The following is a 22562-nucleotide window of genomic DNA, read 5'->3' as shown; positions in this document are numbered from 1 at the left end:
AGGGTTTTACCGGAACTTTCCACACGCTGGCCGGTAGGTGTCCGGTACCTTCCGAAAGCCGATGGCGAGCCGGTTCCACCCGTTGATGGCGATGGTCGCCAGCGTGAGCTTGACCAGCTCTTCGTCCGTGAATTGCGCGCGTGCCTGTTCGAAGACCTCGTCCGGGGCGTGTCCTTCGCTGATTTGGGTGATCGCTTCGCACCAGGCGAGTCCGGCCCGTTCCCGATCGGTATAGAACGGCGCCTCGCGCCAGACGCTGAGCGCGTAGAGCCGCTGCTCGGTGTCGCCCAGAGCCCTCGCCTCCCTGGTGTGAAGGTCTATGCAGTAGGCACAGCCGTTGATCTGAGAGGCTCGGATCTTGACGAGCTCCAGCAGGGATCGCTCGAGACCGCATTCGTCCGCGTACTTTTGTAGCGCGCACATCGCCTCCATGGCGTCCGGCGCCGCTTTGGCATAGTCCAAACGTCTTTTCGTCATGGCCTTCTCGTGGTGGGTTAACCTCTGGGACTGGACTCTCTTTTTATCAACTTTCGTACCAGCCCCGACCGGTTCATTCGAACTTTTATGGATCAAACGTTTACCTTGAGCTTGCGGTACCGAAGCGAATTTATCGCAGCAAGCCGCGGGACAGAGGCGGCGATATCTCGCCCCGAGGCGACATATCGCCGCTCATCGGGCTGGTCTCCTTCCGAACTAAACGCCGCATGTCCCGGTTGTCTAGGCAAAATGGGGCGACCCGGGCGTTGCCAGCCGTGTTTAATTCAACCTCATGCCCAGAAACGAAGGATAGCCAGTGGCGAGAGCCGTCGCCCAACCCGCGATAAAAAGCGCGCCGACAAAGACAGCGGTGCCGACTCCGGATCGGTAAAGAATTCTCACCAAAGCGTTCGAGACCGTGGGACGAAACTTCCAAGCAGCCAACGAACTTGCGGCGATACTAAAACCGATGCTTGTGGCCGCGGTTAGTGAATCCACACACCAAGGACAATGGGGGATTGGCGTGTTGACTATGGCGTTACAAACAAAGAAAAAGTTGACCCAAGGCCAATCACAGCCGCATGAGAACCAGAGGCCGCATAAAGGCGTTACCAAAACAATAGCCGTGCCCCAACTGGCGGCAATCGCCGGCGCCCTCAAGGGATTCATGTCGACCTTTCTTACCCGACGAGAAGGCGTCGGACCGTAGTTTGGCTTTTGCTCCATGCCAAGAGCATTCGTTTAGAGCTTGATGATGAGCGGATCTTCAGGAGTATCGGCCAGTTGCTCTTCCCACTCCACCAATTTTTGTGAACCTTTACATAGTTGACCGGGCCTACTTCGGCCTGAAGCCGAAAGGATACGGCCAGCATCCACACCAAAAGCGCTTTCATTCGTCGATCGCCGAGAATTGGAAATGGTGTTCAGAGTAAAACTTTCCGGCAGAGTAAAGCGCGCAGGGCTCGCATGGAGAACCCGTTTTACCAAACTCCGGATCGTTGTGCTCCTGAAACGGTCGATTACCGAAACGGCTGATATGGCTGATAGTAATAGGGGTAAGCGTAGCCAGTCCCTCGCCACTCGCGAGGGCCGAACCGATAGGGCGGGACGTAGACATCAGGGAGCTCCCAACGTTGAGGCCACACATGGACTTGGCCGCAATCGATCACCGGGTAGCGGACCGCCGGATAAATGTAGTGGAATCGACCCAAGGGCCGAATTTCCGCGTCTTGGACCGCCTGCTCCTGGATCTCCCCGGCCACGGTAATCAGACGGCCCGGAAAGTAGTCCGCTGAGTTCAGAGAGCCAAGGCACCGGACCAGAAATCGGCTTTGAGAGGCGTTGAACTTTTCCTTGGGACGGTCACTGGAATCCAGAGGCTTTTGCCAAACCTCGATTTCTGTCACTGACGGCAGAACGCGGGCAGCAGCCACCTTACCGCCCAAGATTACCGTCTGTCCTCTGAACGACTCCGGATCGGCGCTGATCTCTGCAAAGGACGGCTGATTTGTAGCCGCCTGCCGCCAGGACTCGGCTATCGGACTCGCTGCGCAACCACCCAAGAGCGGAAGAATCCATAACCACCCGCGCAACCGGTGCATCCTGCAATACCCGGTACCCCACGAACCAGACATCCCTCGCCTGGCCGGAAAGATCGAATGAATATCCATAGCGGCGACTCACAGGCCAAATTCCTTAATGGCTTAGATGTCCTGGCCGGACTTCCGGTTCATGCCCAGCCCAAGAGTGGGCTTATGAAGAGGACTAACATTTTCCGTGCTACGGCCTGCTTCAAGGCGCTGCCAGTCCGATCTCGGAGGGATTTGCCGCCCTCAGAAGGGCATCTTTCAGGCCAGCAAGGCAAAGGATGAACCGCCACTATCGGGTGGCTTATATCTACCTCGACTTTCCGAAACATAGACCACGATGTCTAGAGCGTATTCATCTCGCTCGTACGGCAAAACAGGCTTGGCGGACGTCGTTGGCGCCTTCGGCTCGGGTGAACCGATTCAAGCATTCGTCGGCAATCCTTTGCCGGCGAAGACGCTCGGCCGGGCCGTGGCGTCGGGAAAGGATTCCCGACCTACGGGGGCACGGTCGTAGGTCGGCAATCCCTTGCCGACGAAGACGCTTGGCCGGGGCATGGCGTCGGGAAGGGGGGCTTCGGCGCTCCAATCGCAAACGGCCTGGCCGGGAGCGCCGGCCAGCCCCTTCCCGAAGACGCCGTTTGCGATTGGAAGGTCGCGACTAAAGCGACGTTTGCGATTGGAAGGGGCCGATTAAAGGCCCGTTTGCGATTGGAAGGGTCGCGGCTAAAGCGACCGTTTGCGATTGGGAAAGGATTCCCGACCTACTCGCCAGTGCCCGTACAGTAGGTATGAAAATGCTCCAAAGCCCACTGCGACCACATACATTTCCGAGAAAGCTCTGGGCTCAGCCAACCCAATCCTTCTATCTTTGGCCTGATCGTCCGAACACCCGTCGCAAGCGCCGGTCAATATCCGTAAGCGTAGGCTTATCGCCGGCGCAATAATCCAGCAGGAGCAGCCATGAGCACATCGGACGTCGTCGTGATCACCGGAGCCTCGGCCGGCGTGGGGCGCGCCACTGCGGTGGAGTTCGCCCGACGCGGCGCACGGGTCGCCGTGCTGTCGCGCGGCGCGGACGGATTGGAAGGTGCTACGCGGGATATCCGGCAGGCCGGAGGCACGGCGCTCGTCATTCCTGCCGACGTGTCCGATCCCGATCAGGTCGAGCAGGCCGCCGGTCGGGTCGAGCGGGAATTGGGGCCGATCGACATCTGGATCAACTGCGCCATGGCAACGGTATTCTCGCCGGTGAGCGCCATGACGCCCGCGGAATTCAAGCGGGTGACCGAGGTCACCTATCTCGGCTACGTCTACGGCACGATGGCGGCGCTCAAGCGGATGCGGCAAAGAAACCGCGGCACCATCGTGCAGGTGGGCTCCGCCCTCGCCTATCGCGCCATTCCGCTGCAATCGGCCTATCGCGGGGCCAAGTTCGCCATCCGCGGCTTCACCGACGCGCTCCGTTCCGAGCTGATCCACGACCGCTCCGAGATCCGGCTGACGATGGTGCAGATCGCCGCGTTCAACACACCCCAGTTCGATTGGGCGCGCATACACATCAACCGGAATTCCCAGCCGGTTCCGCCGATCTTTCAGCCGGAAGTGGCGGCGTGCGGCATCGTTCACGCCGCTTATCACCCGCGCCGCGAATTCTGGATCGACTGGCCGACGGTGAAAACCATTCTCGGCAACAAGCTCGTCCCCGGCTTCCTGGACCGCTATATCGCCGACAAGGCTTACGAGGGCCAGCTCGGCCCGGAACCCTTGCCGTCGAACCGCCCCGACAACCTGTTCGACCCGGCGCCCGGCGATCATGGTGCCCACGGCCGGTTCGACAACCGGGCCAGGCCGTGGAGCTGGCTGCTCTGGGCGAACATGCACCGGGGCTGGCTCGCGGCCGGCGCAGCCCTCGTAGCCGGCTTGGCTGTTTGGGGCTGGCCCAGTCAACCCGAGCGCCGGATTCAAACCAAGCGCTCCCGCCTCATCGCCGGTCGTCCCGGAACTCCACCAAATCCCCGCGCACGGTGATCTTCGGCAGCGAAAACAGGATGAAATAGGGGCTCGTCTGATCGTACACCAGGTTCACGAAAACCTGCGCCGTGCCGTTCGAGACTCCGGCCTTTTCGTACAGGCGCGTGATCGCTTCGGCATAATCCGGGCTCTTGAAGGTCAGAAGGCCGAGCAGCCTGAAACCGGTGCTGCTGCCGATGACATCCGCTTTTAAGAGGCGGAAATTGGGTTGCGACAACGTGACCTGCGTGACGGTCGTAATCTGCGCACCCCCGGCGGCCGAAGGCGCGGCCAAAGGAAATCCGGTCGCAACGGGCGGGACGGGACAGCCGGTGAGCAAGAATAAAAACGGGATCAACAGCAGAAACCGCATGAGTACTCTCATCCCTCCGAATAAGCCGTGGTGGTCAGCAGCGCGAGTTCGGCCTGGCGCGAGTCCAGCCGGGTGTGCTGCACGACGATGGGTACATCCGATTCGATGATGCTGGCATAGTCGGTATCCACGGGGATGGGCTCGGGATCTTCCAGATCGTTGAAACGCAGGTGCAGCGTGCGCCGAGCCGGCACGGTCAGCCGATACGGTCCGGCCGGTTCGCGGTCGCTGAAAAAGATGGTGATGGCCACGTGGGCGTCCGTGTCGCCTGCATTGAGCATGCAGACGGTTTCGTGACTCTCGAGCGCCCGGCCCTCGCCGACGCTCGTCGGCGGGATATAGCCTTCGGCGATGGCCCAGAGTTTTTTGCCGATGGAAGTCGCCATAGTGCTTGCCTCATGTCTGAACCGGCAACTGTCGAAGCGCCATTTCCAAGATACTGACCGCGAGGCGCCGGCGCACCGTGGCCAGGCTCAATCCGTCTCCGGCAAAACCGTCGCTTTCATTTCCTTCGCGGCGGATTTGACGATGCCCCAGGCATCCACGTCTCCGCCGAACAGTGCCGAAAGATAAGCCTTGGCCTGCTCGAAGGTGATGTGCGGCGGCAGCGGCGGCACGTTGGGATCGGTGTACGCTTCCAAGAGCACCGGCCGGTCGGCGGCGAAAGCCCGCTCCCAGGCCGGGGCGATGTCCTCCGGCTTGTCCACCTTGAGCCCCATGAAGCCCAGCGATTCGGCGTATCTGGCATAGGGGAAATCGGGCACATCTTGCGACGCTTCGTACTTGGGATCGCCCGCCAAGGCCCGTTGCTCCCAGGTCACCTGGTTGAGGTCGCGGTTATTGAGCACCAGCACGATGAAACGCGGATCGCGCCATTCCTTCCAGTACTTTTCGACCGTCACCAATTCGGCGTTACCGTTCATCTGCATGGCCCCGTCGCCCACCAAAGCGATCACGGCCCGGTCGGGGTAGGCGAACTTGGCGGCGATGGCGTAGGGCACGCCGCAGCCCATGGTGGCGAGCCCGCCCGAGAGCGAGGCCATCATGCCGCGGCGGATTTTCACGTCGCGGGCGTACCAGTTGGTGCCGGAGCCGGAGTCGGCGGAAATGATGCAGTTGTCGGGAAGGCGCGGCGACAGTTCCCAGAAGACCCGCTGCGGATTGATGGGATCGGCAGCGTTCATGGCGCGGGATTCCAGCACTTGCCACCACTCCCGGATTTCCCGCTCGATGAAATCTCGCCAGCTGCGATCGGTCTTCCGTTGCAGCAGCGGGATCAAGGCCCGGAGCGTCTCCGCGCTGTCGCCCACCAGGTTAACTTCCATGGGATAGCGCATGCTCAGCATCCGCCCGTCGAGATCGATCTGCACGCCGCGGGCCTGGCCTTCCTTGGGCAGAAACTCGGTATAAGGAAAGCGCGAACCGATCATCAGGAGGGTATCGCAGTTCAGCATCATCTCGTAGCTGGGCCGGGTACCCAAGAGTCCGATGGAACCCGTGACGAAAGGCAGGTCGTCCGGCAGCGCCGCCTTGCCCAAGAGCGCCTTGGCGACGCCGGCCCCGAGAATCTCCGCCGTTTCGGTGACTTCGTCGGTCGCATGCAGGGCGCCCGCGCCCACCAGCATCGCGACACGCTGGCCCTGGTTCAGCACGTCCGCCGCCTTTTGCAGATCCTCCTCTTTGGGCACCACCCGCGGCGCGGCATAGCCGACCCCGGACAGAATATGGCCGTGTTTCCGGGGCGGCGTGGTGACCGCGTCCAGTTCCTGTACGTCGTTGGGAACAACGATGCAGGTGACGGTCCGCTCGCACACGGCGATGCGCACCGCCCGATCCACCAAGTGCCGAACCTGGTCCGGGCTCGATGCCATGTGGACGTACTCGTGGGCCACATCCTTGAACAGCGTCACCAGGTCCACTTCCTGTTGATAATCCCCGCCCAGGGCGCCGCGCGCCTGTTGCCCGATGATCGCCAGCACCGGCTGGTGGTCCAGCTTGGCATCATAAAGTCCGTTCAGCAGATGAATCGCGCCGGGCCCCGAGGTCGCGAGGCACACGCCCAGTTGCCCGGTAAACTTGGCATGGGCGCAGGCCATAAAGGCGGTCATTTCCTCGTGGCGCGCCTGGATGAATTGAAATCGGTCTCCGGCCCGCCCCAGCGCGCCTAGAATGCCGTTGATGCCATCGCCTGGATACCCATAAATGCGCCGGATGCCCCAAGCCGAAAGCCGATCCAGCAGAAAATCGCTCGCCGTGTACGCCATGAGTCGCCTCCTTTCCCAGGTCCTCTGTCGGCCACGCCCGCGACGCCCGATCATCGAGACCGGCACGCGGACGATCATGCTTTCGAGTTATTAACCCGGCCTATAAATATAGGCCGGGTTAATCCGGGGCAGGGATACCCCGGCGCGGCGACAAGCCGCGTGAGCCCAGGCCGGGCGTGTACCGGCCTGGGCGGCGGCCCGAAATACCAGGAGGGTATTTACGGGCCTGATTAATAGGACCGGTGGGATGAGCGAAAATTGCGCGAGGGCGCCAAAAGCCGTAAAGCGGCGCGATCCTCAAAAGAAGGGGGCACTCAGAAAAAACGATCCTTCTGCCCGCCCGTTCGAGAGAACTTGGAGCCTATCTGAGTTGGTCCCCAAATCCTTCGACAGGCTCGGGACAGGCCCTTCGACAGGCCGGGGCGAACGGCCTACTGAAATAGGCTCCTAAACTCGGCTCGAAAATTGACAGATATCAAGGCGATTATTGCGGTCAAAACATTATCAGCCGACGATATCGAAAACCCGTCATGGACAAGACCAGGTTAACCATCGCATTCGTCTTGCCGTACCTTACAGCATTGCTGCTTTATCCCGAGCCGACGGATTTTCCGCTCCAGACGCCCAAAGCTCCGTTGAGCCGTCACGGCGGGAATCCGCGCGATCGGCCGATACCGTATCGCATCGCCGACCGCCCGAGCCCGCAAGTGGACCGGGAGATCGCCGCGCTCTTCGCACCGACACGGCACCCGCCCTTGATCGCCGATCGACCGCCGGAACTCGACCTGTACAGACAGAGCCGGACATCGAAGCCCAAGATCGAATCAAAGCACGCGGCAAAGCCCAAAAGCCCCGTCATCATCCAAATCGATCAGACCCACCAACGCCTGTCGGTGCATGTTGGCGGCGAGGCCGTCGAGGGGCTCGAATCGGTACTAGTTTCGACCGGACTTCCGGGCAAAGCCACCAAAACTCCGGACGGCACCTATTCCCCGCGTGCCTTGGCGGTGCGCCGCCCATCCTATTTCGCGACCAGACTCTTGAACCGGCCGGTATACCTGACCCATGCGATTCAAATCGTGGACGGCATCTTCATGCACGATGCCTCGGACGGGGCCATGGCACATCTCGGCAAAAAGCGCTCCCATGGCTGCGTACGGGTCGATCGCCGGCAGATGCCGAAGATCTTTCGCCTCGTGAAACGGCACCGGACGAACACCCGGATTCAGATCTTTCATTCATCCATAAAGGACGCGATCCGGGGCGATCCTTCCATCGCCGCACGTTCGGAGATCGAAGACACGCGCTGAACCGGAAACCGCCTCGCGACCTTTCCGCTCCCTTCTCGGTCAAAACAAAAAGTGCAACCGTGCTTCCTCGACTGATCGAGGCTTCATCGATTCCGATTCGGAAAAAGCCGGCTTTACCACGCGCAAAGGAGGGCGCAATGACTCACCCCATCAAATCGCTTACGCTCCTGACCGCTGTCGCTGCGGCTCTTACCCCAGGTATCTGGAACATTGCCACTGCCGACCCTTTAGACCGTCCCTTTCTGGCCAGTACCGGTACGGTCATCGACGATACCGTCATCACCACCAAGATCAAGGCGGCCTATGTACGAGACCCGGTGGTCGGTGCTCTCGATATTCATGTCGACACGATCAAGGGCGTCGTCTATCTCAGCGGATTGGCCAATAGCGAGGCGGAAAAGGAAAAAGCCGCCACGCTCGCCAAGACCGTCGAAGGTGTCGTGGAGGTCAAGAACAATATCCAGGTGAAGCCCGCCGCGACCGGCGAGTGAAGCCTGCCGGGGCGGCTCGACCTAGATTCCGCCTCTGCGTGGCCGATTCACCCGTCTGAAGATGAATGATCTCTTATCGGTACTTGCAGTGGCGGTCTTACCCGCCGCCGGAAACATCGTCGGCAGCCTTTTGGCGGAGAGCCTTCGCGCGCCGCCATGGATCATCGGCGCCGCGTTGCACGGCGCGGCCGGTGTGGCGATCGCGGTAGTCAGCATTGATCTCATGCCCCGAATTCTGCCCGTGATCCCGACGTGGCTATTGATTTCGATGTTTCTCGGAGGATCAGTTTTTTCGGCAGCACTTGCTCGCGCGTTTCGGTATTGGACGGGCTCCCGGTCAGGACGGCCCGGCGCTTGGATGGTTTATCTGGCCGTGGCGGTCGACCTTCTCACGGACGGCCTGATGGTTGGCGCGGGTTCGGCCGTTTCCGGCGGCCTCGGATTACTGCTCGGATTAAGCCAGGTGATTGCGAATATTCCCGGCGGGTTTGCAGCGATCGGCAACTTTCGAAACCGTCAGGTGCCGCGAAAACGGCGGCTCGGCATCTCGGGCTCGTTCATTCTTCCGCCGATTTTCGGCGCGGCGATCGGCTATCTGCTACTACGCGACGCGAGCACCCAGGCCGAGCATGCGGCACTTGCGTTTCTGGTGGGCGTGCTGTTACTGGCGACTGTGGAAGACATGCTGCCCCAGGCCGATGAGCCGGGCGTCGCCCGATGGATTTCGACCCCGTCCTTCGCCGGAGGATTCGCCCTGTTCGCCGCCTTGTCCGCCTATGTCGATTGATCCCAAGCCTCGAATCAGCGTTCGCAGGCTGAAATGACGTTCGTCGCATAAACGACACCGATTCTCGCCGGTCCAATTTCAAAACAGGGAAGGCCCGGCCTCGTCACCGATAGGAGAGTAACAATGGATGCGCTTGTCCTCGCGCGAACTCAGTTCGCGTTCACGGTCAGTTTTCACATCTTTTTTCCGGCGTTCACGATTGGCTTGGCGAGCTATCTCGCCGTGCTCGAGGGGCTTTGGCTGGCAACCAAACGGGATGTCTTCCTGCAGCTCTACAAATACTGGCTGATCGTCTTCGCCGTGGCCTTCGCCATGGGCGTCGTGTCGGGCATCGTGATGAGCTATCAGTTCGGAACCAACTGGGGACCGTTCTCGGAAAAGACCGGCCCGGTCCTCGGCCCCTTGCTGGCCTACGAAGTGTTGACGGCGTTCTTCCTGGAGGCCGGCTTTCTCGGCGTCATGCTGTTCGGACTCGACCGCGTGGGCCCGAGACTGCATTTCGCGGCGACGCTCCTGGTCGCCTTCGGCACGCTGCTTTCGGCGTTCTGGATCTTGTCCGCGAACAGTTGGATGCAAACGCCGGCGGCGTATCACCTCGAGGCGGGCCGCTATGTGCCCGACAGTTGGATCGGCGTGATCTTCAATCCGTCCTTTCCTTATCGCTTCACGCACATGGTGCTGGCGGCCTATCTCACGACCGCGCTCGTGGTCGGCGCGAGCGGCGCCTGGCATCTTCTCAGGGACAAGACCAACCCGGCGGCCCGCGTCATGTTCGTCATGGCGATCTTGATGGCGGCGGTGGTCGCGCCGACTCAGCTGATCGTGGGCGATCTCCACGGCCTCAATACCAAGGAATACCAGCCGGCCAAGGTTGCGGCGATGGAGGGACACTTCGAGAGCCGGGCCGGCGCGCCGCTGATTCTGTTCGGCATCCCGGATGTCGACGAAGCCCGAACCAAATACACCATCGAAATCCCCAAGCTCGCCAGCCTGATCCTCGAACACGACCTCGATGCGAAAGTCACCGGCTTGGATGCCTTTCCGAGAGATCGCTGGCCCAATGTGCCTATCGTCTTCTGGGCGTTCCGGATCATGGTCGGGATCGGTGTGCTGATGATCCTGTTCGGACTGGTCGGCGCCGTGCAATTCTTCCGAAAACGCTTGTTCGATGAGGCCTGGTTCCACCGCTGGGGGGTCGCCATGGGGCCGCTGGGGTTCGTGGCGATCCTGGCCGGCTGGTTCGTGACCGAGGTGGGCCGCCAACCCTTTGCGGTATACGGGCTCCTCCGAACGGGGGACGCCGTATCGCCCATCGGCACGCCGGGAGTCGCCGGATCGCTGCTGGGTTTCATCGTGGTATACACGATCATTTTCGGTGCCGGCTCGTTTTATCTGATACGGCTCATGAAGCGCTCGCCGGATATCGGGCTCGAGAAACCGACGGAAAAAGGCCCTCTGAGGACGACCGGCGTCATGCCGGGTCCGGCACTCGAAAAAGGCCCGCATTAGGAGAAACCGAACATGCTCGATTTGCCAACCATCTGGTTCGTATTGATCGGCGTGGCCTTGCTCGCCTACGCCATTCTGGACGGCTTCGATCTCGGCGTCGGGATCCTTTTCCCCCTGGGACGCGACGAGGAAGAGCGCGACCGGATGATGAACAGCGTGGCGCCGGTCTGGGACGGCAACGAGACCTGGCTCATCCTGGGCGGCGGGGGCCTGTTCGCCGCCTTTCCCCTCGCCTATTCGCTGGTGCTGACCGCGTTATACGCGCCGGTGATCGCGATGCTGCTCGCCCTGATTCTGAGAGGCGTCGCCTTCGAATTCCGGTTCCGGACAGTGCGCGCCAAGAAATATTGGGATTGGGCTTTCATCGGCGGCTCCACGGCGGCGGCCTTCTTTCAGGGCGTGATGGTCGGCGCTCTCGTTCAGGGCATCCGGATCGAGGACCGCATTTACGCCGGCGGCTGGTTCGACTGGCTCAGTCCTTTCAGCGTGTTCTGCGGCGTCGCACTGGTCACGGGCTATGCCCTGCTCGGCGCATCCTGGCTGGTCATCAAGCTGGACGGCGATCTCCAGGAGCGGATGCGGCAGCTTCAGGAGCCGCTTGGCCTGGCGACGATTCTCGCCATCGTTCTCATCAGTTTCGGCACGATGTTCGTCAACGAAGCCATCAGGGATCGATGGTTCGGACCTGGAGCGCTTCTATTCCTGTGGATCATCCCGATCGCCACGACACTGCTTGCGGTCGCGTTTTACCGCGCGGTGCGGGCCAAGCGAGCCGTGACCCCGTTCCTGCTGGCGCTCGGCTTGTTCGCCGCGGCCTTCCTGGGGCTCGCCGGAAGCCTTTTCCCTTACCTGGTTCCGCCGAGCATCACCTACCGCGAAGCCGCGAACCCCGACAACAGCCTCGCGTTCATGCTGGTCGGCGCAGCCATCCTCCTACCGGTCATTCTCGGCTATACGGCTTACGCCTATTGGATTTTTCGCGGCAAGGTGCACGCCGGCGAGGGTTATCACTGATGGAACCGGTGGACGAAAGACCGCTCTGGAAGAAACTCGCCTGGTTCTTTCTGCTGTGGGCCGGCGGTGTCGGAACGGCCACCGCGGTCGGGTATGCCATCAAGCTGGCTGTCGGTATGTTGTGAAGGCGATGTTGCTCACATGCACCCCGGCGAAATACGGGAATCACCTGACTCCCCTCGTCCCGGATTGCGTTGCACTTCATCCGGGCTACCATTAGCCGCAACTGCACTAGATTCGATCGGCGCGCTCCCGGCGGACTTTCAGATACACAGAGCCCAGAAACAAAAAACCACTTGCCAGAATGATTGAAGGGCCGGGTGGCACGCTGATCGTTGCGTGGGCGAGAATTCCGGCGAGCGCGGAAAGACCGCCGGCAGCGCCGCTGATGGCGGCGTATTGCCCCAGATTCCGGCTGACGTTCCTTGCCGTGCAGGCCGGTATGGCGAGTAAAGCGGCGGTCATCAGTCCGCCCACGATCCGCACGCCGAGCGCAACGGTCAATGCGATGCAGATCAGATAGACCGCGTTGTGCCAGCGGAGATCGAGGCCTTGGGCACCGGCCAGATCGGACGAAATGCCGATCAGGACCAGGTTCGAGTAGATGTGCCGGACCATGAAAAAAATGCCCAGAGCTATCGCTACCGAAATCGCAGCGGTCGTCGCCGTTATCCGCGACACGTCGCCGAGCAGTGCGATATCGGTTTCTTCCTCGGGCAGAAACAGAAACGCGGTCGCGAGCGCCGTGGAAAACACGACGGCGGTGAGCGCCTCGAGATGCAGCCGCGTCACTCTTTCCAGATACCAGATGAGGAGCACCCCGAAACCTAAGAACAAGACCGCACCGATGGAAACATCGAAATCGTACAGCAGCGCCAACGCGATACCGGGCAAGGTCAGATGCCCCAAGGCACCGCCCACCAGCGCCATGCGCTTGCTCAGCATCAGCGAGCCGAGGTAGCCGGCGACCGCGCCGGTGGCGCCACCAAGGATCAGGGCAAGCAGGATTTTTCCGCTCATAAAATCACCGATGGTGATGCTCGTAATATTTCACGCCGGTACCGTAGAGCGCCTGGAGCTGCTGCGGCGTGAGCACTTCCTGGGGGGCGCCCATGCAAAGCTGCTGCCGGTTGAGGCAAAGCACGACCGACGCATATTCCCACACCACATGGAGGTCGTGCGTCACCAGCAGGATGGTCAGGGGTTTTCTTTGCCGGTAGCGGTTGAGCAAGGTATAGATCGTCTCCTCGCCCCCCACGTCGATGCCCGCGGTGGGCTCGTCCAGCAACAGCACGTCGGGATCGTTCACCAGCGCCCACGCGATCAGCATGCGCTGGAACTGGCCTGTCGACAAAGCTCCGAACGGTCGTTGCAGCAGGGATTCGTCCAGTCCGACCTCGGCGAACATCCGTTTCACGGCGTCGACATCGCGGGTCTTGAAACGAAAGAACTCCTCGATACTGAGCGGCGGAAGCTCCTGGCGTTGCAGAAACTCCTGAGGCGGCAGATAACTGATGTTTCGGGTCTGCCAGGTGACCGTCCCCTGATAAGGGATCAGGCCGAGGAGCGCCCTGAGCAGCGTCGTCTTTCCCGCGCCGTTCGGTCCCAGGATCACGAAGACGGCGCCCTCGGCCACCGAGAACGAAAGATCGCGGATGATCGTTTCGTCGCCGTAAGACACCGAAATCCCTTGGACGGTCAAGATCGAAGGCTGATTATCCGTCATGTTCCCGTTCGCCTTCCGTTATGCTTCCTGAGCGGATAGTGCCAAACCGGGAGCCAGAGGACAAGCCCGCAAAACTTCGTGTCCGCCAGCGCGCCTCACCTTAAGCGGCATCGCGTTAACCCCGTTTCTTGCTTTCGGCGGGAAGCCGTCGCAAACTCGAGTCTAATCATCAAGGAGGAAAAGCATGGTTTTCCGGAAAGACAAGCGAATACTGCGGCCATCGGGACGCATGCCGATAGACCGGCGGACGCTGAAAACGCTCGTCGCGCCGATTTTCTTGCTTTTGTCGCTATGTAACGCCGTCTTGGCCGAAGAAACCCGGATCATGCTGCGGGTGAAAGGCGTCGATTCCAAGTTCGTCGGCAGCGGTGTCGGTGGGGTACGGGCGGTGGTCGAGGACGCCGAGACCGGGGAGATTCTGAATCAGGGGTGGATTACCGGCGGCACCGGCGACACCAAACGCCTCATGGAAACCCCTCACCAGCGCGGTCAGCCGCTCGCCGACGACAACACGGCGGGTTATTTGGCCCGGCTCGACCTCGCCGAGCCACGACTGCTGCGCTTCAAGATATTCGGTCCGTACGGACAGCGCCAATCTCTGCAAGAGGCGAGCGTGACCAGTTGGGTCGTACCCGGCAAGCACATCATCGGCGACGGCATCGTCATCCATTTACCCGGTTTCATCGTGCGCGGCGGAATCTCCGCGCTGGAGAAAGGTCAGGCCAAGCTGGAAGCGGAGGTGACGATGATGTGCGGCTGCCCCATCAGCAAAGGCGGCCTATGGGATGCCGACAAATACGAAGTAAAGGCCTTGCTGAAACGGGACGGCAACGCGGTGGGCGAATATCCTCTGGCATTCACCGGCGAAGTCAATCATTTTGCGGCACAGGTGCCGGCGCGGGACAAGGGGGACTATGAAGCGGTGATTTACGCCTACGACCCCGGCACCGGCAATACTGGTGTGGACAGAGTGGTCTTCGGAGCCAAATAAGTCCGCCACAGTCCCGAGCGCTGGAGCGGCCCACCCAAGCCACTCGCTCTCGATTGCCCCGGCGCTCCATGGCTATGGGTCGCCTTTGGCGGTTATGACGCGGCCTTCTTGCAGAAGAACCAGCGAGTAGGTCGGGAATCCCTTCCAATCGCAAACGGGCCTTTAATCGGCCCCTTCCAATCGCAAACGGGCCTTTAATCGGCCCCTTCCAATCGCAAACGTCGCTTTAGTCGCGACCTTCCAATCGCAAACGGCGTCTTCGGGAAGGGGCTGGCCGGCGCTCCCGGCCAGGCCGTTTGCGATTGGAAGGGTCATCCCAGCGCTCCTGGGATGACCGTTTGCGATTGGAGCGCCGAAGCCGCCCTTCCCGACGCCATGCCCCGGCCAAGCGTCTTCGTCGGCAAGGGATTGCCGACCTACAACCGTGCCCCCGTAGGTCGGGAATCCTTTCCCGACGCCACGCGGCCCGGCCAACGGCTTTGTCGGCAAGGGATTGCCGACGAATGCTTGAATCGGTTCACCCGAGCCGAAGGCGCCAGCGACTTCCGCCAAGCCTGTTTTGCCGTACGAGCGAATTGTACGGCCTACGCGATTGACGCGACGTGGTCGTACTTATATCACGAGCTAATCGAGCATTATCTTCGAGGCGACGTTGAGGTCCTGGTCAAACATGTAGACCACGGGTACGCCGGTGGGGATTTCCACCAGAGGAATCTCTTCGTCCGAAATGCCGTCCAGCATTTTGACCAGCGCGCGCAGACTATTGCCGTGCGCGGCCACCAAGACATGGCGTCCCATTCGCAGGTCGAGAGCAATGCGGTCCTGCCAGGCGGGCAGGCATCGCACAAGGGTATCGAACAGCGATTCGCTCGCCGGGAGGACGCGGGGGTCGAGGTGGGCGTAGCGCGGGTCAAAACGCGGATGACGCGGATCATCGTGGCTCAGCGCAGGCGGCCGTACCGAATAGCTGCGCCGCCACACATGAACCTGCTCCTCACCGTGTCGCTCAGCCGTCTCTTTCTTGTTCAACCCTTGCAATGCGCCATAATGCCGCTCGTTGAGCCGCCAGCTACACTCCAGCGGCACCCACATCCGATCCATCTCGGTCAAAATAAGCCAGGCGGTATGGATGGCACGCTTGAGCATGGAGGTATAAGCGATATTCACGGAATAGCCTTGCTGGCACAGTATCCGACCGGCGCGGCGGGCCTCCTCGATTCCTTTTTCGATGAGACCGATGTCGGTCCATCCGGTGAAGCGGTTTTCGAAATTCCAGGTGCTCAGCCCGTGGCGCACCAATATCAGGCTTGCATGAGTGCTTTGATTCATTGCAGGACCGTTGGTCAAGCGAGCGTTTGCTGTGCCGCCATCTTCTTCTCCCAGCGATGCTCAGTGGCGGACCCGTACGGTGATAAAGGCGCCCTGGCCGGCACCGGCGCTGACCGGCTCGATGTCCCGGACCCGCTCAAGCGGTGTGGATAAGGTTTGCACCCAGACCGGGTCGTGAAAGCCCGTATCCATGAGCAGGGCATTGACCTCATCGGCGGAATAGAAGCTAGCCTCCCGATAGAAGACGTTCTCCGCCTGGTGGGCGAGGTAGTCCTGTCCCAGGGGACTGTTCCGGTCGATGAAACCGATGACGAGCACACCGCCCGGCCTAAGGACGCGAGCGGCCTCGCGCAGCATGGCCACAGGGTCGTCCACGAAGCAGATCGTGGTCACGATCAGCGCATAGTCGAACACCGCGTCCGCAAAGGGTAGCGCCTCGGCGATCGCCTGTGCGGCGCGCACGCCGCGGGCGCGGGCGTAGCCCAGCATCTCCGCCGCCGGGTCGATCCCGTAGGCGACGCCGAGAGGCGCGGCGAAGCGTCCGGCCCCCACCCCGATCTCCAGCCCTCGCCCCTGCCAAGGCAGCAGCGCACGCACGGCGAGCAGCTCGGAGAGGTAGGCCGCCCGGTGACGGTTGAACCAATCCTCGTAGCGTTGGTGATGTCGGATGAATGGCTCAGCCCTGGGATCGCCCGTCACAGCAGCTCCCGCAGCGCGGCGACGAAGCGCATGTTGTCCTCGGGCGTCGCGGTGGTCACCCGCATGTAGGCGGGGCCGAGCTGCGGGTCGTTCAGGGGCTTGATGAGGACGTCCTTTTGCCTCAGGCTTTCAGCGATCTTGCCTGCGTCATGCGGTGTGAAATCGGCCAGGAAGAAATAGGTCTCCGTGGGGAATGTTCTCACCCCCAGCGCCTCGAGTTCACCGGCCAAATCACGGGCCCAGCCGCGCAGGGTGGCGGCCCGCTCCCGGATCTTGTCCTCTTTTTCCAAAGTGGCGATGGCGGCCGCCTGGCTGGCTCTCGCCAAGGGGTAAGCATCGTTGCTCGTGTTCAGATCGTCCGCCAGGGCTTCCGGCAATATGGCATAGCCCACCCGAAAACCCGCCAGGCTGTGAGCCTTGGACAGGGTCCGGGTGACCAGCAGGTTCGGGTATCGCGGCACCAGGTGGGCAACGCTATGGCCGGCCATGCCGATGAAGGCCTCGTCCACCAGGAAATAAGTGTCGCGATATCGTTCGAGCAGGCCGGGCAGCGGCGCCATGTCGCAGGTGCCGCCGTTGGGGTTGTTGGGATTGACGATGACGGCGAGACTGGTGCCAACGGGAATCTCCAGCTCCGAGAGGTCGAAGCGGAAATCCGCTTCCGGCCGCAGCCGCGTTTCGGTGTAGGACTGAGCAATCTCCGGAAACAGGACATAGGTGGGAGTCAGCAGGTGTACCTGATGCCCCAAGCGCTGGAACAGCTGGCGCAGAATAAGTTCCGAACCGGCATTGATATGGATGAGCCGCTCGGGCACGCCGGTCCGTTCGCTGATGAGCCGGCGCAACGGTTCCGAGTACGGCTCGGTATAGTAATTGCTCAAGGGCAGCTCGGCGCGAGCCGCCTCGATAGCCTCCTCGATCGGGGGCAAGGGGTTTTCGCACAGCAGCAGCTTGATGCCTCGGAAGACGCCGCCACCCTTTTCTGCCTTGCTGCTCATTTTCGAAATCCTTTATCAGCGGCCGGGCATGAAGAAAGTGATGGCACCGATCCCGGCCATAATCAGCATCGCTTAGACCAATTTTCACCACAGTTTTGGCAGTCTGGATCGGGAAGGTCGTAGGTCGGCAATCCCTTGCCGACAAAGCTCTCGCCGATCCGAGGGGTCAGCAACGAATTGCCGGCCTACGGCACCGCTTCATTTTCGCTCCCTCCTGTCGGCGCGCGGTGTCAAGCAGTCCATCCAAGTCACTTATTCCCGATGCCCCTGCGCTCTGCGGCTATGATGCGGCCTTCTTGCAGAAGAACCAGTCGACGCACTCGTATCCCTCCTGGAGCCGCGCCTCGGCGTCCTGGGCCGTCTTCGGCGGCGGCACGATCACCTTGTCGCCCGGCTGCCAGCCTTCCGGCGTGGCCACGCCCTGCTTGTCCGAGGTCTGCAGCGCCTGCACCAGGCGCAGGAACTCGGGGATGGAGCGGCCGTTGGTCATGGGATAGTAGACCATGGCGCGCAGGGTGCCCTTGTCGTCGATGATGAAGGTGGAGCGCACCGCCGAGGTGTCGGAGGCGCCCGGCTGAATCATGCCGTAGGTATTGGCCACCCGCATCGACAGGTCCTCGATGATCGGGAACGGGATCTCCACGCCGAACTTCTCCTTGATCGTGCGCATCCAGGCAATATGTGAATAATTGCTGTCGATGGATAACCCGAGCAACTCGCAATTCAAGTTCTGGAATTCCGGATAGGCCTTGGCGAAAGCCATGAACTCCGTGGTGCACACCGGCGTGAAGTCGGCCGGATGGGAGAACAGCACCAGCCATTTGCCGCGGTAATCGCCGAGCTTCTTGACGCCGTGGGTGGTATTCACCTCGAAAGCGGGCGCCGGCTCGTTCAGGCGCGGCATTTCGAGTGGTTTGGATGAAGTGATATTTTCCATGATCTATCTCCTCTGAAACGGGTACGGAATCGGACAAGGGACGCTGTGCGTCTGCCCGACTCGTTTGTCCAATGATTAGATTTGAGACAGAATCGGCTCTTTAAAGGTCCCCCGAGCCGTATCCGCAAAAAGCCGTGTCGAGCGGTGTCCCATATCAAAGAAGGAACGGAAGTTCTTATGGATACTCAATTGACAACTTTGTTGCAGCAACTGGATCGACGCATCCTGAGCCTCAGCCCTCAGAGAGACGTATTCCTGCTGCGCCTTATCGTGGCGTTGTTGGCGGTCATCTTCCTGGCCATGGACGCACTTTACGGCATGCCGTTCTTTTACTGGCTGGGGCTGCCGTTTTATCTCTTCTGTTTGGCGCTCTACGTTCAAGGGCTCGTAAAATCGCTCCTGATTTTGCGGCAGGTTTCCGCGGAGCTGCTGATCGTTCTGGTGATGACCGTCACCCTGATCGACGGCAAGCCGCTCAGCGGCGCGATGGTCGCCTGGTTCATCGGGCTCGGTTTGTACATTTCCTTCACCATCATCCGCAGAAATCGGGAAAAGATCGAAAGTCTGGTGAAGCAGGCCAAGCGAACGGCCCTCGTGCTCGCCGGCGGCGAAATCCGCGAAATCCCGGCGGAAGAGGTGAAGCAGGGCGACGTGCTGATCGTGCCCCGCGGCACCGCCGTCCCGGTCGACGGAAGCATTGCGGAGGGAAAATCGTCCATCGACGAATCCTTCGTCACGGGCGAACCGTTTCCGATCCACAAGGTGCCGGGCGATGAAGTCACTTCCGGCACGCTCAATCTTTCCGCGCCCTTGCAGATTCGGGCCACCAGGAACGGCGACGCTTCGTTTCTTGCCCTGATCGCGGGCGAAATCGAAAAAAGCCTTCAGAAAAAATCCACGCTGCAGCAAAGGGCGGACAAGATCGTCCAGTACCTCATCCTGGGCGTGACCGGCTATGCGTTCCTGCTGTTTTTCGTCACCGGCAGCCTGGATTTGATGGCGACCGCCCTGTCGGTATTGTGTCCCTGCGCCTGGGCGCTCGCGACACCGACCGTATTCGCGTCCGGCATAGGCCGCTCGGCGCGGCTCAATATCCTCGCCCGGGGCGGAGAACCCCTGGACATCATGCACGAGATCGACACCGTAATCCTCGACAAGACCGGCACGGTCACCCTGGCCGAACCCAGGGTCAGCCGGGTGATACCGATAGGTGCCGATGAGCGCGAGCTGATCGAGATCGCGGCGTCGGTGGAAACGCGGTTCAGCCATCCGTTGGCGCGGGCCATTTTGAATTTCGCGCGAAACCAGGACATCACGCGATTCAAACCCGTGAGCGACGCCGAGGACCTGCCGGGGCGCGGGGTCAAGGCGCGACTGGAAGACCGCGAAGTGCTGATCGGGAGTCCCGAAACCTTGGAGGCGCTCGGAATCGAAATACCGGACCTCGAATATTCCGGCCGCGCGATCTGGGTCGCCATGAACCGTGAAGTCAAAGGCGCCATCGTCGTTCAGGACGTGATGCGCGCGGAGATGACCAACCTGGGGCAAGCGATCCGCGAACTGGGCGTCAAGCGCGTACTCGTCGCCACCGGTGATCACGAGGAGTCCGAAGCCAGGCGAGTGGCCGATCTGATCGGCGCCGACGGATATTATTTCAACTTCAAGCCGGACGACAAGGCGGCACTGGTGAAGGAACTTCAGTCGTCCGGCAAGGTGGCGATGGTGGGCGACGGGGTGAACGATGCTCCGGCCCTGGCCGCCGCCGATGTGGGCATCGCCATCGGCGGACACAAGAACGTGGCCCTCGCGATCGCCTCGTCCGATATCGTGATTCTCGGCGACGATGCCGGCGATTTGCTCACCGTACTCGACATCAGCCGCAAGATGTCGGAGATAACCAAGCAGAATTATGCCTGGGCCATGTCGTTCAATACCGTCGGGCTCGCTCTGGCCACCTTCGGCTTCCTCAATCCCGTACTCGCCGCGTTCTTACACCATATCAGCTCGGTCTTCGTCGTCGCCAATGCGGCACGGCTCTATGCCGGCATCAACACGGCCGCCGATCTGATGGACCGAGTGATGACGGGCCTGAATCGATGGCAAAGCCAGGTGAGCCGGTTTCTGACGCACAGGGGCCAGGAGGCATGAGCATTCTCGAGACGAGTAACGATCCCCTTCTCGTCCCGCAGCCGAAAAGCCGGTACACCGAACCGGCTCGAGCGGGACGGGACAGCCGAGTTCGGATACGGTTGATGAAACTTTGCCCAGGCAGGCACCGTCCGAACCCTGAAACGCTTGCCCCGAGACACAGGAGCACATCGCAGCGCCGTCTGCTTCGAAGCTTTGGCGCATGATCGCGGACTCTCTTTGCTTGGCCATCGACTAGGCCGCCGATCGAGGATGGAGAAACTTTTAGAATGAGCAATCGCAAATCCAGCGACCTGACGCGACCGGCGGACCTCTTGCAACACGGGCGGAGCACCGGCCCCTTCCGTACGCGGCGTCCGATTTACGTCGACCTCCTGCCGCCCTGCAATAACGCCTGCCCGGCCGGCGAGAACATCCAGTCCTGGTTGTTCGACCTGCGCGCCGGTCGCTATGAGAAGGCCTGGCGGGTCTTGATGGAAGACAACCCGATGCCGGCCGTGCACGGACGCGTCTGCTACCACCCCTGCGAAACCCACTGCAACCGCGGCCCCATCGACAGCCCGGTGAGCATCCACGCGGCCGAGCGGTTCCTCGGCGACCTCGCCTTGCGCGAAGGCTGGCAGGTCGTGAAAGCCCCGGCCAGCGGCAAGCGGGTCCTGATCGTGGGCGCGGGGCCCAGCGGCCTGTCCTGCGCCTATCACCTGGCCCGGCTGGGCCATCAGGTGGAGATCCACGAAGCGGGTCCCCTGGCCGGCGGCATGATGCACTTCGGCATACCCGCCTACCGCCTGCCGCGCGCGGAGCTGATGGGCGAAATCAGGCGGATCGAGGCCATGGGCGTCAAGATCGTTCTCGATCACAAGGTGGAAGACGTGCTGGCGGAAAAGGAGTCCGGCCGGTTCGACGCGGTGTTCATCGCCGTTGGCGCGCATCTGAGCAAGCGCGTCGGCATCCCGGCGCGTGACGCCGGCAAGATCCTGGACGCGGTGACCTTCCTGCGCCAGACCGCCACCGGCGAAGCGCCCAAGCTCGGCCGGCGCGTGGCCGTCTACGGCGGCGGCAACACCGCCATGGACGCGGCGCGCACGGCCAGGCGCCTGGGCGCCGAAGAGGCGCTCGTCATCTATCGGCGCGACCGGGCGCACATGCCGGCCCATGAATTCGAGGCCGACGAAGCCATCGAGGAAGGTGTCAAGATCAACTGGCTGCGCACCATCAAGGAGATCGACCAGACGCATATCACCGTCGAGGTGATGAGGATCAACCCGGAAGGGTATCCCGAACCGACCGGCCGGTTCGAAACCCTGGAGGCGGACTCGCTGATCCTGGCGCTGGGCCAGGAAACCGATACGCGCTTCCTGCACGAGGTGCCGGGCATCCAGTTCAAGCCCGACGGCGTCGTGATCGTGGACGACAACATGATGACGGGGAGTCCCGGCATCTTCGCGGGCGGCGACATGGTACCGAGCGAGCGGACCGTGACCGTCGCCGTCGGCCACGGCAAGAAAGCCGCGCGCTGTATCGACGCCTATCTTCGCGGCACGCGCTACGTCAAGCCGCCCAAGCATCCGCCGGTAAGCGCCGATATGCTGCGCCTGTGGTACTTCACCGAAGCCGAACGGAAGCGGGAAGCCGAACTCGAACTGGAGAAACGGCGTTACGGCTTCGAGGAAGTGGTCGCGGGGCTCTCCGAGAACGAGGCTCTGTTCGAAGCCAAGCGCTGCTTCTCCTGCGGCAACTGCTTCGAGTGCGACGGCTGCTACGGCGCCTGTCCCGAGGACGCCATCGTCAAGCTGGGACCCGGCAAGCGCTATCGCTACGATTACGACCTCTGCACCGGCTGCGCGGTCTGCTACGAGCAGTGTCCTTGCCATGCGATCGAAATGATTCCGGAACCCCGAGGGGAATAA

General features: G+C 61.5%; 22 protein-coding genes. 10 read left to right on the top strand and 12 right to left on the bottom strand.

Annotation, left to right across the window (positions count from 1 at the left end):
* Positions 1 to 6 precede the first annotated feature (6 nt).
* The 3 genes from JOD69_RS09570 to JOD69_RS09560 form a co-directional block, all read right to left on the bottom strand.
* Complete coding sequence (locus JOD69_RS09570) at positions 7 to 477, bottom strand: carboxymuconolactone decarboxylase family protein (protein ID WP_077730183.1); 471 nt, start codon at positions 475 to 477, stop codon at positions 7 to 9.
* Between the two features lie 741 nt (positions 478 to 1218).
* Entirely contained in the window at positions 1219 to 1464 is a 246-nt protein-coding gene (locus JOD69_RS09565; RefSeq protein ID WP_210023910.1) for a hypothetical protein, read from the bottom strand.
* 32 nt (positions 1465 to 1496) lie between these two features.
* Complete coding sequence (locus JOD69_RS09560) at positions 1497 to 2078, bottom strand: Slp family lipoprotein (protein WP_210023909.1); 582 nt, start codon at positions 2076 to 2078, stop codon at positions 1497 to 1499.
* Positions 2079 to 3026: 948 nt separating this feature from the next.
* Here JOD69_RS09560 and JOD69_RS09555 point away from each other — a divergent pair.
* On the top strand, positions 3027 to 4094 hold the full coding sequence (locus tag JOD69_RS09555; protein WP_086135552.1) for an SDR family oxidoreductase: 1068 nt from the start codon (positions 3027 to 3029) through the stop codon (positions 4092 to 4094).
* Here JOD69_RS09555 and JOD69_RS09550 read toward each other — a convergent pair.
* The 3 genes from JOD69_RS09550 to JOD69_RS09540 form a co-directional block, all read right to left on the bottom strand.
* Positions 4048 to 4449, bottom strand: a complete 402-nt coding sequence (locus JOD69_RS09550) for a DUF6567 family protein (RefSeq protein WP_077730179.1) — start codon at positions 4447 to 4449, stop codon at positions 4048 to 4050. The genes JOD69_RS09555 and JOD69_RS09550 overlap by 47 nt on opposite strands.
* 8 nt (positions 4450 to 4457) lie before the next feature.
* Positions 4458 to 4835: a sensory rhodopsin transducer gene (locus JOD69_RS09545; protein ID WP_077730178.1), complete on the bottom strand. Its 378-nt coding sequence runs from the start codon at positions 4833 to 4835 to the stop codon at positions 4458 to 4460.
* Between the two features lie 87 nt (positions 4836 to 4922).
* On the bottom strand, positions 4923 to 6713 hold the full coding sequence (locus JOD69_RS09540) for a thiamine pyrophosphate-requiring protein (RefSeq protein WP_086135553.1): 1791 nt from the start codon (positions 6711 to 6713) through the stop codon (positions 4923 to 4925).
* A 530-nt stretch (positions 6714 to 7243) separates the two neighbouring features.
* Between JOD69_RS09540 and JOD69_RS09535 the strand changes: the two genes are divergently transcribed.
* From JOD69_RS09535 to JOD69_RS24610, 6 genes are all read left to right on the top strand, one after another.
* The gene (locus tag JOD69_RS09535; protein WP_077730176.1) at positions 7244 to 8023 is read left to right on the top strand and encodes a L,D-transpeptidase; all 780 of its coding nucleotides are present in this window, start codon (positions 7244 to 7246) and stop codon (positions 8021 to 8023) included.
* A gap of 137 nt (positions 8024 to 8160) precedes the next feature.
* Positions 8161 to 8514, top strand: a complete 354-nt coding sequence (locus JOD69_RS09530; protein WP_077730175.1) for a BON domain-containing protein — start codon at positions 8161 to 8163, stop codon at positions 8512 to 8514.
* 61 nt (positions 8515 to 8575) lie between these two features.
* Positions 8576 to 9301: a hypothetical protein gene (locus tag JOD69_RS09525; RefSeq protein WP_086135554.1), complete on the top strand. Its 726-nt coding sequence runs from the start codon at positions 8576 to 8578 to the stop codon at positions 9299 to 9301.
* A gap of 123 nt (positions 9302 to 9424) precedes the next feature.
* The gene (locus JOD69_RS09520; protein WP_086135555.1) at positions 9425 to 10810 is read left to right on the top strand and encodes a cytochrome ubiquinol oxidase subunit I; all 1386 of its coding nucleotides are present in this window, start codon (positions 9425 to 9427) and stop codon (positions 10808 to 10810) included.
* 12 nt (positions 10811 to 10822) lie between these two features.
* Positions 10823 to 11824 (top strand): cytochrome d ubiquinol oxidase subunit II, encoded by a 1002-nt coding sequence (cydB, locus tag JOD69_RS09515; RefSeq protein WP_210023908.1) that lies wholly within the window; start codon positions 10823 to 10825, stop codon positions 11822 to 11824.
* Positions 11824 to 11949, top strand: a complete 126-nt coding sequence (locus tag JOD69_RS24610) for a DUF2474 domain-containing protein (RefSeq protein WP_139841172.1) — start codon at positions 11824 to 11826, stop codon at positions 11947 to 11949. The genes cydB and JOD69_RS24610 overlap by 1 nt, the downstream gene beginning before the upstream one ends.
* 106 nt (positions 11950 to 12055) lie before the next feature.
* Here the strand turns inward: JOD69_RS24610 and JOD69_RS09510 are convergent, their stop codons facing one another.
* On the bottom strand, positions 12056 to 12844 hold the full coding sequence (locus JOD69_RS09510; protein WP_086135557.1) for a metal ABC transporter permease: 789 nt from the start codon (positions 12842 to 12844) through the stop codon (positions 12056 to 12058).
* A 4-nt stretch (positions 12845 to 12848) separates the two neighbouring features.
* The gene (locus JOD69_RS09505; protein WP_077730170.1) at positions 12849 to 13550 is read right to left on the bottom strand and encodes a metal ABC transporter ATP-binding protein; all 702 of its coding nucleotides are present in this window, start codon (positions 13548 to 13550) and stop codon (positions 12849 to 12851) included.
* 184 nt (positions 13551 to 13734) lie between these two features.
* Here JOD69_RS09505 and JOD69_RS09500 point away from each other — a divergent pair, with 184 nt between their 5' ends.
* On the top strand, positions 13735 to 14541 hold the full coding sequence (locus JOD69_RS09500) for a hypothetical protein (RefSeq protein ID WP_205781144.1): 807 nt from the start codon (positions 13735 to 13737) through the stop codon (positions 14539 to 14541).
* A gap of 624 nt (positions 14542 to 15165) precedes the next feature.
* Here the strand turns inward: JOD69_RS09500 and gpmA are convergent.
* The 4 genes from gpmA to JOD69_RS09480 form a co-directional block, all read right to left on the bottom strand.
* The gene (gpmA, locus tag JOD69_RS09495; protein WP_086135614.1) at positions 15166 to 15870 is read right to left on the bottom strand and encodes a 2,3-diphosphoglycerate-dependent phosphoglycerate mutase; all 705 of its coding nucleotides are present in this window, start codon (positions 15868 to 15870) and stop codon (positions 15166 to 15168) included.
* Positions 15871 to 15930: 60 nt separating this feature from the next.
* The gene (locus JOD69_RS09490) at positions 15931 to 16569 is read right to left on the bottom strand and encodes a class I SAM-dependent methyltransferase (protein WP_086135559.1); all 639 of its coding nucleotides are present in this window, start codon (positions 16567 to 16569) and stop codon (positions 15931 to 15933) included.
* On the bottom strand, positions 16566 to 17567 hold the full coding sequence (locus JOD69_RS09485) for a histidinol-phosphate transaminase (protein WP_086135560.1): 1002 nt from the start codon (positions 17565 to 17567) through the stop codon (positions 16566 to 16568). The genes JOD69_RS09490 and JOD69_RS09485 overlap by 4 nt, the downstream gene beginning before the upstream one ends.
* A 280-nt stretch (positions 17568 to 17847) precedes the next feature.
* Entirely contained in the window at positions 17848 to 18504 is a 657-nt protein-coding gene (locus JOD69_RS09480; protein WP_086135561.1) for a peroxiredoxin, read from the bottom strand.
* 177 nt (positions 18505 to 18681) lie between these two features.
* Between JOD69_RS09480 and JOD69_RS09475 the strand changes: the two genes are divergently transcribed.
* Together JOD69_RS09475 and JOD69_RS09470 are read left to right on the top strand one after the other, a co-directional pair.
* Positions 18682 to 20652, top strand: coding sequence for a cation-translocating P-type ATPase (locus tag JOD69_RS09475; protein WP_086135562.1), 1971 nt, complete (start codon positions 18682 to 18684; stop codon positions 20650 to 20652).
* Positions 20653 to 20921: 269 nt separating this feature from the next.
* Positions 20922 to 22562 carry an NAD(P)-binding protein gene (locus tag JOD69_RS09470; protein ID WP_086135563.1) on the top strand — a complete coding sequence of 547 codons (1641 nt, stop codon included), beginning with the start codon at positions 20922 to 20924 and terminating at the stop codon, positions 22560 to 22562.

The organism is Methylocaldum sp. RMAD-M (assembly GCF_017832375.1).
Lineage (GTDB): Bacteria > Pseudomonadota > Gammaproteobacteria > Methylococcales > Methylococcaceae > Methylocaldum.
This window is presented reverse-complemented; position numbering and strand designations above follow the sequence as displayed.